The organism is Selenomonas sp. oral taxon 478, assembly GCF_001189555.1.
Taxonomy (GTDB): domain Bacteria; phylum Bacillota; class Negativicutes; order Selenomonadales; family Selenomonadaceae; genus Centipeda; species Centipeda felix.
In genome coordinates, this window is record NZ_CP012071.1 from 1205607 (window position 1) to 1222219 (window position 16613).

A 16613-nucleotide genomic window follows, 5' to 3' on the forward strand; every position below is an offset into this window, starting at 1 on the left:
CAATCTTAGGTCGGTCATTTGGCTTAGTTTTGCATTGTCTAGTTTTGAGGGTAACATCCACATAAAATGGGGGCGTAGCTCAGCTGGGAGAGCACCTGCCTTGCAAGCAGGGGGTCAGGAGTTCGATTCTCCTCGTCTCCACCATCTTTTGTATGTTATCCTAGATCGTAGGAACGTTACGATATAACGGAACTCCGATTTAGTTTACACTCAGCAAAGCGAAAGTTTTGCGTAGGGCAAGGAATGAGAATAAGTTCAAGGGAGCTGTAATGGCAATTACGTTGACCGCAGGACTTATTTGAATGACACAGCCATACACAAAAATCTCGCCTTTGCGCCTAATATGGGCCTATAGCTCAGCTGGTTAGAGCGCACGCCTGATAAGCGTGAGGTCAGTAGTTCAAGTCTACTTAGGCCCACCATTTATTTGTTCCCTGAAAACTGCACAGAAGAAACAAGAAAATCTAAACATGGGAGATATGGTGAACTCATGTCACGATATTTTCCACACTGAAAGATTTTCCCAAGCAAATTAGGATAAAGCGAAAATACCTTAAGTCACAAGATGATGACTTTCGTGATAAACCATGAGAGTTTAAGTTCTGCGCCGATGTGAGATCGACGCCGAAGATTCTGCCGGATGCAAGGAGGCGCAAGGAAACGTAGTTCGCTACGTTGACTGAGCCGACACAGCAGGCGGCGGGATATGCGGTGTCCCCCTCATCGAAGGAGAACCGTAAGTCAAGTGAACAAGGGCATACGGCGGATGCCTAGGCGTTTCGAAACGAAGAAGGACGCGATAAGCTGCGATAAGCCATGACGAGCTGCAAGTAAGCTGTGACTCATGGATTTCCGAATGGGGCAACCCGGCGGGAGTAACGTCCCGTCACTCTGTACTCGATACAGAGAGAAAACACCCGATGAACTGAAACATCTAAGTAGTCGGAGGAAAAGAAATCAAAGAGATTCCCTGAGTAGCGGCGAGCGAAACGGGAAGAGCCCAAACCAAGAGACTTCGGTTTCTTGGGGTTGCGGACCTGCAACAAACTGGACACTTTAGTGGAAGCATCTGGGAAGGTGCGGCAAAGAGAGTGAGACCCTCGTACACGAAAGAGTGAAAGGCGGGCAGGAATCCAGAGTACCACAGGGCACGAGGAACCCGGTGGGAAGCAGGGTGGACCACCATCCAAGGCTAAATACATCGAAACGACCGATAGCGATGAGTACCGTGAGGGAAAGGTGAAAAGAACCCCGGGAGGGGAGTGCAATAGAACCTGAAACCGTATGTCTACAAACAGTCGGAGCACTTTATATGTGCGACGGCGTGCCTATTGAAGAATGAACCGGCGAGTTAATTTATGCTGCGAGGTTAAGCGGGAGACGCGGAGCCGAAGCGAAAGCGAGTCTTAAGAGGGCGCAAGTAGCATGGATTAGACCCGAAACCACAGTGATCTATGCATGTCCAGGTTGAAGCTCAGGTAAAAATGAGTGGAGGACCGAACCCGTGCGTGTTGAAAAACGTTGGGATGAGGTGTGCATAGGGGTGAAATGCCAATCGAACGTGGAGATAGCTGGTTCTCCCCGAAATAGCTTTAGGGCTAGCCTCAGGCGAATCACCATAGAGACGGTAGAGCACTGATCGGGCAAGGGGGCGTAAAGCCTACCGACCCCAGTCAAACTACGAATGGCTCATATGGGCAGCCTGGGAGTCAGAATGCGAGTGATAAGACCCGTATTCAAGAGGGAAACAGCCCAGACCGCCGGCTAAGGTCCCAAATGCTGTGCTAAGTGGAGAAGGATGTAGGACTTCGAAAACAACCAGGATGTTGGCTCAGAAGCAGCCACCATTAAAAGAGTGCGTAATAGCTCACTGGTCGAGAGGCCCTGCGCCGAAAATATCCGGGGCTCAAGCACAGAACCGAAGCCGCGGCAGGGGTGCACATGTTCACAGAGCGCTCAAAGCGCAGGAAAAATTGGTATCTGCAAGGAAACGGAGAGCGTCGTAGCAGCGCTACGGCAAACGACGTTGACACAGCAGAGAGCGATTTTAACAAGCTTTTTGAACGTTGTGTGGATGTGTGCATCACTGGGTAGGGGAGCGTTCTTATCTGGACGAAGGCAGACCGGAAGGACTGCTGGACGGATAAGAAGTGAGAATGCCGGTATGAGTAGCGAAACGACAGGTGAGAATCTTGTCCACCGAAAGCCTAAGGAATCCCGGGCAACGCTCGTCGTCCCGGGGTAAGTCGGGACCTAAGCCGAGGCGAAAAGCATAGGCGATGGACAACTGGCGAAAATTCCAGTACCGGGCGTCTTCGTTTGAGGATGGAGTGACGCAGGAAGGAAGCTGAGCGCGCGAATGGTTGGGCGCGTCGAAGGCGGTAGGCTGATATGGAGGCAAATCCCCGTATCATAAGGCCGAGAACCGATAGATAGGAAAGACTACGGTCAATCTGAATTCAGCTGCACTACACTGCCAAGAAAAGCTTCTAACGAGAAGACGTCCGCCCGTACCAAAACCGACACAGGTAGGCGGGGAGAGAATCCTAAGGTGCGCGGGAAAACCCTCGTTAAGGAACTCGGCAAAATGCATCCGTAACTTCGGGAAAAGGATGGCCGCTGATGGTGAAGACATTTACTGTTGGAGCTATTGGCGGCGGCAGAAAAGAGGCCCAAGCGACTGTTTACCACAAACACAGGTGCCTGCGAAAGCGCAAGCTGAAGTATAGGTGCTGACGCCTGCCCGGTGCAGGAAGGTTAAGGAGAGTTGTTATCCCTTGAGGAGAAGCAGCGAACTGAAGCCCCTGTAAACGGCGGCCGTAACTATAACGGTCCTAAGGTAGCGAAATTCCTTGTCGGGTAAGTTCCGACCCGCACGAAAGGCGTAACGATTTGGGCACTGTCTCAACGAGGGACCCGGTGAAATTGAAATACCTGTGAAGATGCAGGTTACCCGCGACTGGACAGAAAGACCCCATGGAGCTTTACTGCAGCTTGGCATTGGTCTTTGGCATATAACGTACAGGATAGCCGGGAGACTGGGAAGATCGATCGCTAGATCGATTGGAGTCACCGTTGGGATACCGGCCTTTATATGCTAAGGATCTAACCGGAACATTAACCGTGTTCGGGACAGTACCAGGCGGGCAGTTTGACTGGGGCGGTCGCCTCCGAAAGAGCAACGGAGGCGTCCAAAGGTTCCCTCAGCGCGGACAGAAATCGCGCGCAGAGCATAAAGGCAGAAGGGAGCTTGACTGCGAGACTGACGGGTCGAGCAGGTACGAAAGTAGGGCTTAGTGATCCGGTGGAAAGAGAGTGGAATTGCCATCGCTCAACGGATAAAAGCTACCCTGGGGATAACAGGCTAATCTCTCCCAAGAGTCCATATCGACGGGGAGGTTTGGCACCTCGATGTCGGCTCATCACATCCTGGGGCTGAAGCAGGTCCCAAGGGTTGGGCTGTTCGCCCATTAAAGTGGTACGTGAGCTGGGTTCAGAACGTCGTGAGACAGTTCGGTCCATATCCATCGCGGGCGCAAGATACATGAGGGAGGCTGCTCCTAGTACGAGAGGACCGGAGTGGACGGACCAACGGTGTACCGGTTGTCCTGCCAAGGGCACGGCCGGGTAGCTGCGTCCGGAAGGGATAAACGCTGAAAGCATCTAAGCGTGAAGCCCGTCCCGAGATGAAGTATCTCATTCCTATAAGGAAGTAAGACCCCTTGAAGAAGACAAGGTAGATAGGCTGGATGTGGAAGCACAGCAATGTGTGCAGCTGACCAGCACTAATCGGTCGAGGGCTTGACTTAAGCAGCGAACCAAAACTGCGTGAACAAAAGCGAACGAGCAGTTTTGTGTGAGTCACTTAGTCGACGTTTGCGCAGCAAATGTCGACAGTATCAAGTGAGTAAGTATTTCGCTTTAATTTGCAAGGAAGTTTCTTCTGTGAAGTTTTGAGTGAGCAAGACTCATTCAACAAGATGCGGTGATGATGCCTGGACGGTTCCACCTGTTCCCATTCCGAACACAGTAGTTAAGCGTCCACAGGCCGAGGGTACTTCGTTGGAGACGACGTGGGAGAGTAGGTAGTTGCCGCAAGAACGAGGGATTCGTGATGATTCACGAGTCCCTTTTGCTATATATGGAGGTATATGATGAAGAAAAAACTCGCAGTAATTCTGTTTGGGCTGATTTCCCTTGGCATCGGATTGCTGCTGCTGCATCTCTCCCCCGACCCGATGGCTGAGAACCTGGAGCTGGCACGGGAAGCCTCGAATGCTCAGGAAGCGGCGGCGGCGATTTCCGCCAATAACAAAAAGGATGTTGTTTACAGCACGGTCGCTTATCTCTTTGTCGGCATTGGGTTCGGCGCAGCGGGCTACGGTGTTTTTATGAGCGGAAAAAAGGAAGATTCTGAGGAAAAATCCTAAAATATCCTTGTATCGTCAGTATACTTTGACTATAATATGTGCCAGCTATCTTTTTCAATGCAGTGAAAGAAATCCATGATTTCTTCGGGAGGTACTTTCATGATTCTGGATCGTCTGGAAAATCTGCCGCTCGGCAGATTCCAGTACAAGCTGCTTGTTGTCACGGGGCTTGGCTGGCTGTTTGATGCGATGGACACGGGGCTGATCGCTTTCGTCCTGCCGGTACTGGCGCGCGAGTGGAGTCTCACGCCGGCACAGGTGGGATGGATCGGCTCGATTGGGCTGATCGGCATGGCGCTTGGAGCGGTGCTCGCGGGGATGATTGCCGACCGCATCGGCCGCAAGCGGGTGTTTACGATCACGGTTCTCCTCTATAGCATCTCAACGGGGCTCTGTGCCGTTGCGTGGAGCTATGAGTCGCTGCTTGTGTTCCGCTTCCTTGTCGGCTTCGGCCTGGGCGGAGAGCTGCCCGTCGCAGCGACGCTGATGAGCGAGTATGCACCGGCACGCCTGCGCGGACGCTTCATTGTGCTCCTTGAGAGCTTCTGGGGGCTTGGCTGGCTTGCGGCGGCATGCATCGCCTATCTTCTCATCCCTGTCTTTGGCTGGCAGGCGGCGTTCTTTATCGGTGCCCTGCCCGCGCTCTATGTGTTCCTCCTGCGCCTGCACATGCCGGAGTCGATCCGTTATCTCCTTGCCAAGGGGCGTGTGGACGAGGCGAAGGCGATTGTACGCGATATCGAGCGCCAGCTCCATATGCCGGAGCGTCCCTTCCTCGATCAGCTTGCCCCGCACCGTATGCAGGCGGAGCAGGTGGAGACACCGGGATTTTCTGCGCTCTGGGCGAAGGGAATGCGCCGCCGCACGGTGATGCTCTGGCTCGCATGGTTCGGTATTGTGTTCAGCTACTACGGGATCTTTATGTGGCTGCCGTCGATGGTCTATGCGCAGGGCTTTGCCATTGTCAAGACGTTCGAGTATGTCCTCATTATGACGGTCGCTCAGCTGCCGGGCTACTATGCGGCAGCCTACCTCGTGGATGTGATCGGCCGCCGCTATACGCTCGGGCTCTTCCTCCTTCTCAGCGGCGTATGCAGCTATTTCTTCGGCAATGCAGGTGATGTCACTGCCCTCCTTGGTTGGGGCGCGGCGATGAGCTTCTTCAATCTCGGCGCGTGGGGCGTCATCTATACCTATACACCCGAGCAGTACCCAACGGCGATGCGCGCGCTTGGCAGCGGCTGGGCGGCAGGATTCGGCCGTATCGGCGGAATGATTGCGCCGATGCTCGTCGGCGTGATGCTCGCCAATGCATTTCCGATGAGCGGCATTTTTATGATGTTCGCGGCGGTCTTTGTCGTTATCGCGGGGACGGTGCTCCTTCTCGGACGTGAGAGCAAGCAGCAGACGCTCGAGGAGCTGGAGCAGACGCTCGGCGCTGCTGAGTCCTCGGCACTGCGCAACGAATAGAGAAACATCGTTAGACTTGTATGAAAAATTAGTCAGACAGGTTAAAAATTTATAGTAAAAATCCTTTCCGAATGAAATTCTCTGTGGTATACTTGCAGGACAAAAGAAGCAACACGGCTGCTTCTTACCGAGAGATTTTGTTTGACGATGGAGCGTCTGAAACAAATGCGTACCGGTATGGTACGCATTTGTTTTGGGGAGCTAAGGAATTGCTGATAAAATGAAGTCCGTCAGATGGCGGTGCTGAATTTATCCGTGCTTACTTAAGGAAAGAGGGGGTATTTATGCCAGCGGGAACGGAGTCATGAAGCGTCGCCCAGGGCCGGGATGACAGCGTGGTGATGAAGAATCTCTATGAGCTGTCGGGCATTAAGGGCGAGGATGTCTTTAAGAGCACGGCAGAGCATCCCTTCACGATCCGCAAGGACTCCTCCAGCATGTATGCACCGATTTCCTTTGACGGCGTTACGGCGCAGTGGGGCATCGGCTCAGCGACGAACTATGACGTGTTCACCGCCGTGGCACGCCACATGATCTATATCCTCGTCGCCGTTGGCATTATCGGTATTCTCCTGCCTCTGGCGGCACTGATCTCCTTTGTCACGAAGCGGATCTCGACGCCGATGAGCGATTTGCAGGGCGTGGTGGAGAACTTTGCCCGCCTCGATCTGCGTGCAGATAACCCCGCGAATGTACGTGCACGCGGCTATCTCGGCAGAGAGGATGAGATCGGAGCGATGACGGGGGATCTCGCCGAGCTCGCAAACAATCTGCGCGCAACGATGGGCAAGATCAACGCCTCGTCGGAATCCGTGGCAGCGACGAGCGAGGAGCTGACGGCGAGAACGCAGACGACGGCGCATAGCTCTGAGGAGGTCTCGAAGGCGATCCAGAACATCGCTGAGGGCGCGACGAGTCAGGCGGAGGATACGCAGAAGGCCGCCGATCATCTCAGTGAAGTGCTGCGCATCGAGCAGGAGACGGAGCATATCGTCAATGTCCTCAACGAGACGACACAGAAGATCAGTGACCGCAAGGCGGAGGGCTCGGAGATCCTAAACGATCTGCTTGGCCGCGCCGAGGAGATGTTCAAGGCGACAGAGGAAGTCGCCAAGGTTGTCGAGGAGACGAATCAGGGCGCGGACAAGATCGACGAGTCCAGTATGATGATCAAGAGCATCGCCAACCAGACGAACCTCCTCGCGCTCAACGCTGCCATCGAGGCGGCGCGTGCGGGTGAGGCCGGGCGCGGGTTCACCGTCGTGGCGGAGGAGATCCGCAAGCTCGCGGAGCAGAGCTCGAGCTTTACGGACGACATCTGCGGCATCATCCACGAGCTGAAGACGAAGAGCCAGCAGGCGGTGGATACGATGCACGTATCGACGAAGCTCGCATCGGAGTCGCATCAGGGGCTTGAGAGCACGAAGGAGTGCTTCGACCGTATCTCTGAGACGGTCGAGGAGACGGGCGAGGTCGTCAAGAAGCTGAACACATCAGCGAAGACGATGGGCGAGAAGCACGCATCCATCTCGGATGTGGTGCAGAACCTATCCGCACTCGCCGAGGAGAATGCTGCGACAACCGAAGAGGGCAGCGCGTCCGTGGAGACACAGTCGAATGCGCTTGAGGATATCGCGAAGGCGAGCGAGGGGCTCGCAGAGATCGCGACCGATCTCCAGTGCGAGGTGGAGCGCTTCAAACTATAAGATGTATGAAAGAGAGCTGCGGCACGAAGATGGTTCGGTCTTCGTGCAGCGGCTCTTTTCTATTGTGAGCAGTCCTGCTGTGGATGCACGCGAAAACACTAGCGAAATCTCCCTGTGTATGCTACAATAGGGCAGATAACATGAGGGTATTATATTTTGAGGTGACATTTTGCGATATAACTGGAAGCGCCTTGCGGCGGCATCTCTTTTTGCGCTGGCGGTACAATTCTACGCACCGCCGTCCTTTGCGATGCCTCCGATTCTCCCGTACAATGAGGTGACGGAGGGGATGCAGGGAACGGCGTATACCGTGCTCGATACGACGGGCGAGGTGCGCACATTCCCCGTGGAGATCGTCGGTCAGATGGAGGGCGGCAAGGGCTCTCAGCGGATGATTATGGCGCGGACGAGCGGCAATTTCATCGAGCACGTCGGCGGTGTCCTGCAGGGGATGAGCGGCAGTCCGATCTATGTAGACGGTCGTCTCGTAGGAGCGCTTGCAGCGGGGCTGAAGGATCTCAGCCCCTATACCTTTTTCATCACGCCGATCGAGGACATGATTCCGCTTTGGTCGATGCCCGACACGAAGAATAAGACGCGCATCGACACGGTGGATGTCGTGCGCGCCGTTGAGGAGCGCAAGAAGGCAAAGGAAAAGGACGAGCTGCGCGAGCGCAAGAAGAAAGTCGGCAAGATGACACACGCCGAGCGTGAGGCGGAGTGGCGTGATACACTCGCCGCCCTGCGCGGAGAGAAGACAGAGGAAACATCTGTGAGCGGTGCAGGTGCGTCAGAGGCGCAGAAGGCTGCGGACGACACGCATGACGCGACCGCTGATGCTGTGCAGAGTGCGGACAAAGGTGAGCAAACGTCGACCGATCCCGTCACATCATCTCCTGCAGCTAAGAAAGAGAATGTGCATGCTGCCGAGGAGAAGTCCACCTTCTTCGTGAGCGGATTTGGATCGGCGGGGCTGCGCTATCTAGAGAACAATATGCCTGCAGGCAGTACGTTCCTTCCGCTGGGAACGGTCAGTGCAAATACGCCCCTTCCCACGCGCTATGATGCCTCTCTTGCAGGCGGTCAGCCCGTCGGGGTCGCCATTGTCTACGGCGACTTCAGCATCGGCGCGACGGGAACGGTGACGGCGGTGGACGGCAAGAAGGTGCTGGCATTCGGTCACTCCTTTATGCACAAGGGAAACGTGAACTACTTCATGACGGATGCCGATGTGGTCGGGACGATTGCAGGACAGAGCAACGGCGTGAAGATCGCGAACATCGGCAGTGTGATCGGGCGCATCAATCAGGATCGTGAGACGGGCGTTGCGGGGATCCTTGGGACGTTTCCCACCGCTGTTCCCATTCGCATTCACGTGAAGGACGACGCGCTTGGCACGGAGGAGACCTTCGGTGCGCAGATTGCCTACGATGAGGATTTCCTGCCCGTGCTTTCGGGTAGTATTGCCTATGCGGCGATGAGCCGCGTGTCGGATTCCCTTGGCAGCAGCACGGCGCGCATCCGCTTTGCCATCCGTACGAACGCCGTGGACAGCGGGGCCTTTGAGCGGCGCAATATGTACTACAGCGCGGCGGATGTCGGGCAGGTCGCCGTGACCGAGCTGCTGCAGGCGATGAATATGATCGTGACGAATCCGCAGGAGGAGTCCGATATTCTCGATCTCGATGTGGATGTGGAGCTCACGGGCGGACGTCAGACGGCCGTTCTGGTCTCGGCGGTGCCGGATAAGCTGGTGGTAAAGCCGGGCGACACGGTGACGTTCAAGACGAAGATTCGCCCCTATCGCAAGCCGGAGGAGACGCTGTCGATCCCCTATCGCGTGCCGAAGGCGCAGCCGGCGGGGACACTGAACCTCGATATTCGCGGCGGCGGCTTTGTCCCCGTGAACCCCTTGGCACTCCTCGCGCAGGCGGGGCTCGAGATCCCCGACGACGAGGAGAAGTTCAAGTCGACGGCAGATAAGCTGCGTGAGCTTGCCGACCAGGGACAGAACAACGAGATTATCATCGCGCCCGGAGCTGCCCCTGCACCGTCCTCGGAGAAGGAAATGAAGAAGCGCATGCGCGCGGCGGCAAAGGCGTCGGCACGCGCGGCAGAGCGCGAGGAGCCGAAACGCGTGACGCTGCTCGGCGATCCGAAGAAGAAGGATGAACGCGAGAAATTCTATGCGCCGTATGTGATCGAGAACGTGATCCACGCGACGCTGAAGGTTGAGGAATAAGGACGAATGGAACAACTGGTCATTCATGGAGGGCATCCCCTGCGCGGCCATGTGAAGATCGGCGGGGCGAAGAATGCGGTGCTGCCCATCATTGCGGCGGCATTACTCGGTACAAACGGAAAAAGTGTGCTGGATGAGGTGCCTGCACTCGAAGATGTCTATACGATTACGGCGGTGCTGCGTGCCCTTGGCGTGACGGCGGACTACACGGTATCGGAGCATCGTCTGGTCATTGATGCATCACATATTGCGACGGTCGCAGCCCCCTACGACCTCGTCCGCAAGATGCGCGCGTCATTTCTCATCATGGGCCCCTTGCTCGCACGCGAGGGGCACGCAGAGATCTCGCTGCCGGGCGGCTGTGCCATTGGGACACGTCCGATCGATCTGCATCTCAAGGGCTTTGAGGCGCTCGGGGCGGAGATCGAGATCACGCAGGGCGACATTCACGCGCGTGCGCCGCATGGGCTGAAGGGGGCTCGCATCTACTTCGACTTTCCGAGTGTCGGGGCGACGGAGAATGTGATGATGGCGGCTTCCTGTGCCGAAGGGCAGACGATTCTCGAAAATCCTGCGCTCGAGCCGGAGATCGTCGATCTCGCAAACTATCTCAATGTGATGGGGGCGCGCATCCGCGGTGCGGGGACGAACCGCATCAAGATCGATGGCGTGCCGGAGCTGCGCGCGGCAGCCTATACGATTATCCCTGACCGTATCGAGGCGGGGACCTATATGGTTGCGGCGGCAATGACGCGTGGTGATGTGTTCATCGAGAACGCGATTAGCGAGCATCTGAAGCCAGTCATTGCGAAGCTAAAGGAAGCGGGCGCACAGATCGAGGAGGATATTGCAGGCGTACGCGTTTTTGCTGACTGCCCGATGAAGGCGATTGATCTCAAGACGATGCCGTATCCGGGATTCCCAACGGATATGCAGGCGCAGTTCATGGCGATGCTCGCCGTTGCCGAGGGGACGAGCGTCGTGACGGAGACGGTGTTTGAAAACCGTTTTATGCACGTCGATGAGCTTGTGCGCATGGGTGCACGGATCCGTGTGGACGGACGGACAGCAACGGTTGAGGGCGGCACGTCGCTCAGCGGTGCACCGGTGCGTGCGACGGATCTGCGTGCAGGTGCGGCGATGGTGCTTGCGGGACTGGTCGCGTCGGATGAGACGCGTGTCGGCTATATCCATCACATCGACCGCGGGTATGATGATCTTGTGGCGAAGCTCGTGGCACTCGGTGCAGATATTCAGCGCGTGGATGCGGAATGGGCAGGCGTGTAAAAATTGCTTGCATAATAAAGAATGATGCGATAGAATAAATTCAGAACGATGGATTGAGGAGGTATGAAGGATGAAGCACATCAAGACGGTCAACAAGCCGACGATGCAGTCCACGCTCTACACGGGCGGCTGCGGCGAATGCCAGGCATCCTGCCAGTCTGCCTGCAAGACTTCCTGCACGGTGGGCAATCAGCCCTGCGCGAAGTAAGACGGGGAAATCGGCACAGCCCTTCTCGTTTGCGAGAGGGGCTTTTTCTATGTGTTGCTCCACTAAGGTTTGCTTAAGCGTATTACATTTCCAAGAGTGGTTATGAAGGAGAACAAATGAAAGTCCGAACGCATAAGTTCAAGCAGAACGGCATGCACATCCTCGTCGATGTGAACAGCGGCGCGGTTCACGTGATCGACGAGATGATTTACGATATGATGGATGATTTCGACGGGACGAACGATGAGGCGGTCGTGGCACGTCTCAGGGGGCGTTATCCTGAGGGAGATCTGCGCGAGGCGTGCGGCGAGCTGCATGAGCTGATGGCGGCAGGGGCGCTCTTTGCCCCCAATATTGACGTGCCGCCGACCTTCAAGTCGCGCGGATTGGTGAAATCCCTGTGCCTGATGGTGGCACAGGACTGCAATCTGCGCTGCAAGTACTGTTTCGGCGATGGCGGCAGCTATGGTGGGCAGCGCGCAGTGATGTCGCCTGAGGTGGGGCGTGCGGCGGTCGATTTCATCATTGACGGCTGTGGTCCGCGCAAGCACTGTGAGATTGATTTCTTCGGCGGCGAGCCGCTGATGAATCTGAGCACGGTGAAGGCGGTAACGGAGTATGTGCGTCAGCGTGAGCAGGAGACGGGCAAGGAGTTCAAACTGACGCTCACGACGAACGGGATGCTGCTCTCCGACAAGAATATCGCATGGCTGAACGACAACCATATCTCCGTCGTGCTCTCGGCGGATGGACGGCGCGAGGTGCACGATGCGATGCGTCCCGATGCGGGCGGACATGGAACGTACGATGTGGTCATGCGGAATTTTAAGAAGCTCGTCGATGCGCGCGGCGGCAACGACTACTACCTGCGCGGGACGTATACGCACGAGAATCTCGACTTTACGAAGGATGTGCTCGCCATGAATGCAGCGGGCTTTGACATCCTCTCGATGGAGCCGGTCGTGCTGAAGGACAGTCCGCTTGGCTTTACAGAGGAGGATCTGCCGCGCATCTATGCGGAGTATGACCGCCTGACGCAGACCTATCTCGACCGCGTGCGTGCGGGGAAGGGGTTCTTCTTCTTCCACTTCAACATGGATCTCAACCATGGACCGTGCGTCGCCAAGCGCCTCGCGGGCTGCGGTGCGGGGCATGAGTACTACGCCGTCGCAGAGAATGGCGATCTCTACCCGTGCCATCAGTTCGTGGGGCGTGAGGGCTATCGCCTCGGCTCGGTCTTTACGGGCGTTGAGAGCATGGAGCTGCCGACGTACTTCCGCAACTCACATGTGCTGAACAAGCCGCTCTGCCGCGACTGCTGGGCACGGTTCTACTGCAGCGGCGGCTGTCATGCCAACGCCGATCTCTTTCATGGGGACATTCGCCATCCCTACGAGGTCGGCTGCGCGATTCAGAAGAAGCGTCTGGAGTGTGCGATTCTCGTGCAGGCGGTGCTTGCCCTGGAGAAGGAAGAGGCAGAGGAGGAGCAGCGTAAGTTGTAAAATAAATTGACGCAAAAAGTTCCATTTTGCAAACGGTTCAGTTAAACTTTTAGTCACAACACAAAAAGAAACTGAAAGTGAGACTGCAAAATGGAACAGAATCATTGTACTACAAAAACAGGGAAATGGAAACAGCTGACGGAGCGGGATCGGTACAAAATTGAAGCCTATTTCCAGGCCGGGTTGAAGCCGCAGGAAATCGCCGCATACATTGGCTGCTCCAAGCGTACGATTGAGCGGGAGCGGCGTCTTGGAATGACAGCACAGCTCAAACCTGCGACAAAGAATATCAAGACCTGCGGAGACCTGCAGGTGCAGTGGGTGTATCTTGCCGATGTAGCACAAAGACGACACGAGGAAAACGCTGCTCGTAAAGGGCGGGGGCTGAAAATCGATAAAGACCACGCGCTTGCTCGACACATTGAACATAAGATCAAAACAGAAAAATGGTCTCCTGCGGCAGTTATCGGTGAGCTCTGTCAACGCGGCTGGAGCTATGATGTCCGCATTTGTGTCAAGACCCTGTATAACTATATCGATCAGCAGCTGTTTCTCGAACTCACAAACGACGACCTCCTCTACAAAAAGAATCGAGACAAACGGACAGAAAACAGCAGGCACGGCGTTGCGTGGAATAACCGGGACGGGAAAAGCATCGACGAGCGCCCTGAGCCGGTGAATCGGAGAGAGGAGTTCGGACATTGGGAGATTGACTTGGTCGTCGGTCGCAAAGGGACAAAGCCGGTGATTTTAACATTGGTCGAACGGCAGACGAGGAAATCACTCTATGTTCTGATAAAGAACAAGAGCCAAAAAGAAGTACTGCAAGCACTTCGTCGGTTGCAGCGGCGCGTCAAAGGAGACTTTACGCACGTATTCAAGAGTATCACGGCGGACAACGGGTCAGAGTTTTTGGATGGCGAAGGAATGAAGCGTGCCGCCAAATGCGGCGAGGTATATTACGCGCATCCATACAGCAGCTGGGAGCGTGGAAGCAACGAAAACGGAAATCGGATGCTGCGCAGGTTTCTTCCCAAGGGAACGGACTTCAGCAAATTGAAGCCGAAGGAACTGCAGCGGATCGAAGATTGGGTTAACAACTATCCGCGCAAGATTTTCGGATATAAGTCAGCAAATGATATGTATGCTGCGATGATATAACTCGCTAAAAGTTTAACGAGACCTTGCGACAATTAAACTTGCAATTTGCCGGCAGAGGAGGAGCAGAAAAAAATTTCTTGACAATGTTTTCATCTTCCGCTATAATTCGCTATGTTGCTGAGAGAGCGATAGGGGTATCGCCAAGTTGGTAAGGCACGGGATTCTGAATCCCGCATGCGTTGGTTCGAGTCCAGCTACCCCTGCCATTTGAATTTTGAGGAGCTGCCCTGAGGGGCAGTTCTTTTTTTATTGAAAATTTTTATCATCTCTGGTAGGATAGATAAAAATGGCAGATAAGGAGAATGATCATGAGCAGCGAGAAAAAGGGAATCGGCGTGTGTCCGCTTCTGCAGATTGTGCTGAATGCGATATTTTTCATTGGCATACAGACGACTTTTGCACCATGTGCACCGCATGAGGATGGAACGTGGATGACTTGTCATTGGGCAGGGGAGGCGCTGACGGGGCTTGCTGCCGTTATGCTCATCCTGTCCCTCCTGCATCTTGTGCCGCTGCGCTCAGGAGCAAAGACAGGGCTGGCCATTGCGATGATTCCTCTCGCTGTGCTGGTGATCTGTCTTCCGGGACATCTTATTCCGCTCTGCATGATGGAGACCATGCGGTGTCATACGTTAATGCAGCCGTCGGTCAGCGTGATTGCCGTGCTGAACATCATCCTTTCTGCTCTGTATCTGTGGCAGCATCGAAAGGGGGAGAATGAGTGAAGTTCAGTGAAGCACTTGCCCTGCGCACCTGCCGCAGGAATATGGCACGCTCCGCGACGCTTGCTGTGCTGACGGGGATTCTTGCCCTCGTGATCTTCGGCGGCTCGGAGATGCTGCTCGGGCTCCAGGGGGGGCTGATTCAGTTTCAGCAGCGGCTCGGTGCAGATGTCATTGTCCTGCCGAAGGCGGCAGAGGGAGCGGGATCGCTGGAAGGGGTGCTCGTGCAGGGCATTCCTGCGCAGTTCTACATGGAGGAGCACTATCTCTCCGATCTGCGCAGCATGGCGGGGGTGGCGCATGCGACGCCGCAGTTCTTCCTTGCCTCGGCACATGCGGGCTGCTGCTCCGCAGCGGTGCAGCTGATCGGCTTTGATCCCGCCTCGGATCAGACCATTCAGCCGTGGATCCGCGAGAGCTATGGCGGTACGGTCGGCTATGGCGATATTCTCGTCGGCAGCGGCATTTCCGTGCCTGCGGATGGGATGCTGACGTTCTACGATCTGCCCTGCCGCGTTGTGGGACGGCTCACGCCGACGGGAACGGGAATGGATACGGCGGTTTACACGAATATGGAGACGATCCGTGCAATGATGGCGAATGCGGCGAAAAGGGGCTTTGATGTGTTTCAGGGGGTTCCAACGGAGGATGCGATCTCTGCCGTGATGATACGGACGGCGGACGGGTTCTCGCCCGAGGGGGTGGCAGAGGCGGTCAATGCGGCATATCCCGCGCTTACGGCGCGCCCTGCACACGGAATGGTGCACGCAGTGGAGCAGGGACTGGGCGGTATCTTGGAGATGATCGGCGGGCTCGTTATAGTGGTCTGGGGGATCGCCGTCATCGTTCTCGGCATCGCCTTTCACCTGTCGGCGCGCGAGCGGCGGCGCGAGTATCTGATGCTGCGCATCGCGGGGGCGGCGCGCGGATTTTTGACGCGCATGATGCTGACGGAGGCGGCACTTGCCTCGGCGGCGGGCGCTGCGGCAGGAGTTGCACTCGGTGCACTGATTATTCTGCCCTTCGCGGGCCTGATGAAGGCGGGGCTGATGCGCCCCTATATTCTCCCCGACGGCGGAACGATTCTGCTGCTGGCGGTGAGTACGCTCCTCATGGCGACACTGTCAGGGATGCTGGCGGCGGCGTGGACGGTCGGGCGCGTATGTACGGCGCCGGTCAGCACACTGCTGCGGGAGGATGGATGATGGAACTGCGGGCGGAGAAAATCAGTCAGGATTTCCTGCGCGACAGTGCGCGGGAAGGGTACATTGTCGCTGTGGCGGAGACGGATCTATACCTTCCCTCCGGTACGGTGACGGCGGTCATGGGGCGTTCGGGCAGCGGCAAGAGTACGCTGCTGCATATCTTGGGCGGGCTCCTGCCGCCCGTGACGGGGAAGGTGCTCATAGGGGAGACGGATCTCTACGCACTGCCCGAGGATGCGCGTGCGGAGCTGCGCAGCAGTACGCTCGGCATTGTACCGCAGCAGCTGATGTCACTTCGCGCGCTGACAGTGCGGGAGAATGTCCTCCTCTCGGCGCTTCTCTATGGCAGGGAACAGGACGTGTCTGCACATGCGGATGCTCTGATGGAGCGGCTTGGCATCGCACCGCTCGCTCATATCTGTCCGTCGGAACTTTCGGGCGGGGAGCTGCGCCGCGTGATGATCGCGCGGGCCCTTGCCGGCGTGCCGCAGATTCTGCTCCTTGATGAGCCGACGGGCGACCTCGATGCGGAGAATACACGGCGCGTGCTTGATCTCGTGCGCGAGACCGCCGACGCAGGCACGGCAGTCCTCCTCGTCACACATGAGCGCGAGGCAGCATCATATGCGGATATTTGCTATACGATGGCAGAGGGGCGGCTGACGCGCTCTGCGTAGTAC

General features: G+C 56.3%; 11 protein-coding genes, 3 tRNA genes and 2 rRNA genes. All 16 read left to right on the forward strand.

Features of this window, described 5'->3' with window-relative positions; genetic code table 11:
* Nucleotides 1–68 precede the first annotated feature (68 nt).
* The 16 genes from ADJ74_RS05665 to ADJ74_RS05735 all read left to right on the forward strand — a co-directional run bounded on the left by ADJ74_RS05665 (nt 69) and on the right by ADJ74_RS05735 (nt 16610).
* A tRNA-Ala gene (locus ADJ74_RS05665) sits at nt 69–144 on the forward strand.
* Between the two features lie 201 nt (nt 145–345).
* Nucleotides 346–422, forward strand: a tRNA-Ile gene (locus ADJ74_RS05670).
* A 317-nt stretch (nt 423–739) separates the two neighbouring features.
* Nucleotides 740–3809, forward strand: a 23S ribosomal RNA gene (locus ADJ74_RS05675).
* A gap of 172 nt (nt 3810–3981) precedes the next feature.
* A 5S ribosomal RNA gene (gene rrf, locus ADJ74_RS05680) occupies nt 3982–4098 on the forward strand.
* A gap of 56 nt (nt 4099–4154) precedes the next feature.
* Complete coding sequence (locus ADJ74_RS05685) at nt 4155–4430, forward strand: hypothetical protein (RefSeq protein ID WP_050342590.1); 276 nt, start codon at nt 4155–4157, stop codon at nt 4428–4430.
* 99 nt (nt 4431–4529) lie between these two features.
* Nucleotides 4530–5900 carry an MFS transporter gene (locus ADJ74_RS05690; protein WP_050342591.1) on the forward strand — a complete coding sequence of 457 codons (1371 nt, stop codon included), beginning with the start codon at nt 4530–4532 and terminating at the stop codon, nt 5898–5900.
* Between the two features lie 341 nt (nt 5901–6241).
* On the forward strand, nt 6242–7606 hold the full coding sequence (locus tag ADJ74_RS05695; RefSeq protein WP_050342593.1) for a methyl-accepting chemotaxis protein: 1365 nt from the start codon (nt 6242–6244) through the stop codon (nt 7604–7606).
* A gap of 169 nt (nt 7607–7775) precedes the next feature.
* Nucleotides 7776–9848, forward strand: coding sequence for a SpoIVB peptidase S55 domain-containing protein (locus ADJ74_RS05700; protein WP_050342595.1), 2073 nt, complete (start codon nt 7776–7778; stop codon nt 9846–9848).
* A gap of 6 nt (nt 9849–9854) precedes the next feature.
* Nucleotides 9855–11135, forward strand: a complete 1281-nt coding sequence (murA, locus tag ADJ74_RS05705) for a UDP-N-acetylglucosamine 1-carboxyvinyltransferase (RefSeq protein WP_050342596.1) — start codon at nt 9855–9857, stop codon at nt 11133–11135.
* Between the two features lie 70 nt (nt 11136–11205).
* The gene (gene scfA / locus ADJ74_RS10985) at nt 11206–11343 is read left to right on the forward strand and encodes a six-cysteine ranthipeptide SCIFF (protein WP_006691237.1); all 138 of its coding nucleotides are present in this window, start codon (nt 11206–11208) and stop codon (nt 11341–11343) included.
* A 116-nt stretch (nt 11344–11459) separates the two neighbouring features.
* Nucleotides 11460–12845 carry a thioether cross-link-forming SCIFF peptide maturase gene (gene scfB, locus ADJ74_RS05710; protein WP_050342597.1) on the forward strand — a complete coding sequence of 462 codons (1386 nt, stop codon included), beginning with the start codon at nt 11460–11462 and terminating at the stop codon, nt 12843–12845.
* Nucleotides 12846–12935: 90 nt separating this feature from the next.
* Nucleotides 12936–14006 (forward strand): IS30 family transposase, encoded by a 1071-nt coding sequence (locus ADJ74_RS05715; RefSeq protein WP_050342599.1) that lies wholly within the window; start codon nt 12936–12938, stop codon nt 14004–14006.
* A gap of 130 nt (nt 14007–14136) precedes the next feature.
* Nucleotides 14137–14212: transfer RNA gene (locus ADJ74_RS05720), tRNA-Gln, on the forward strand.
* A 96-nt stretch (nt 14213–14308) separates the two neighbouring features.
* Complete coding sequence (locus tag ADJ74_RS05725; protein WP_050342600.1) at nt 14309–14731, forward strand: DUF4418 family protein; 423 nt, start codon at nt 14309–14311, stop codon at nt 14729–14731.
* Nucleotides 14728–15933: an FtsX-like permease family protein gene (locus ADJ74_RS05730; RefSeq protein WP_050342603.1), complete on the forward strand. Its 1206-nt coding sequence runs from the start codon at nt 14728–14730 to the stop codon at nt 15931–15933. Before ADJ74_RS05725 ends, ADJ74_RS05730 begins: the two co-directional genes overlap by 4 nt.
* Nucleotides 15930–16610, forward strand: coding sequence for an ABC transporter ATP-binding protein (locus ADJ74_RS05735; RefSeq protein ID WP_172664516.1), 681 nt, complete (start codon nt 15930–15932; stop codon nt 16608–16610). The genes ADJ74_RS05730 and ADJ74_RS05735 overlap by 4 nt, the downstream gene beginning before the upstream one ends.
* Nucleotides 16611–16613: the final 3 nt, after the last annotated feature.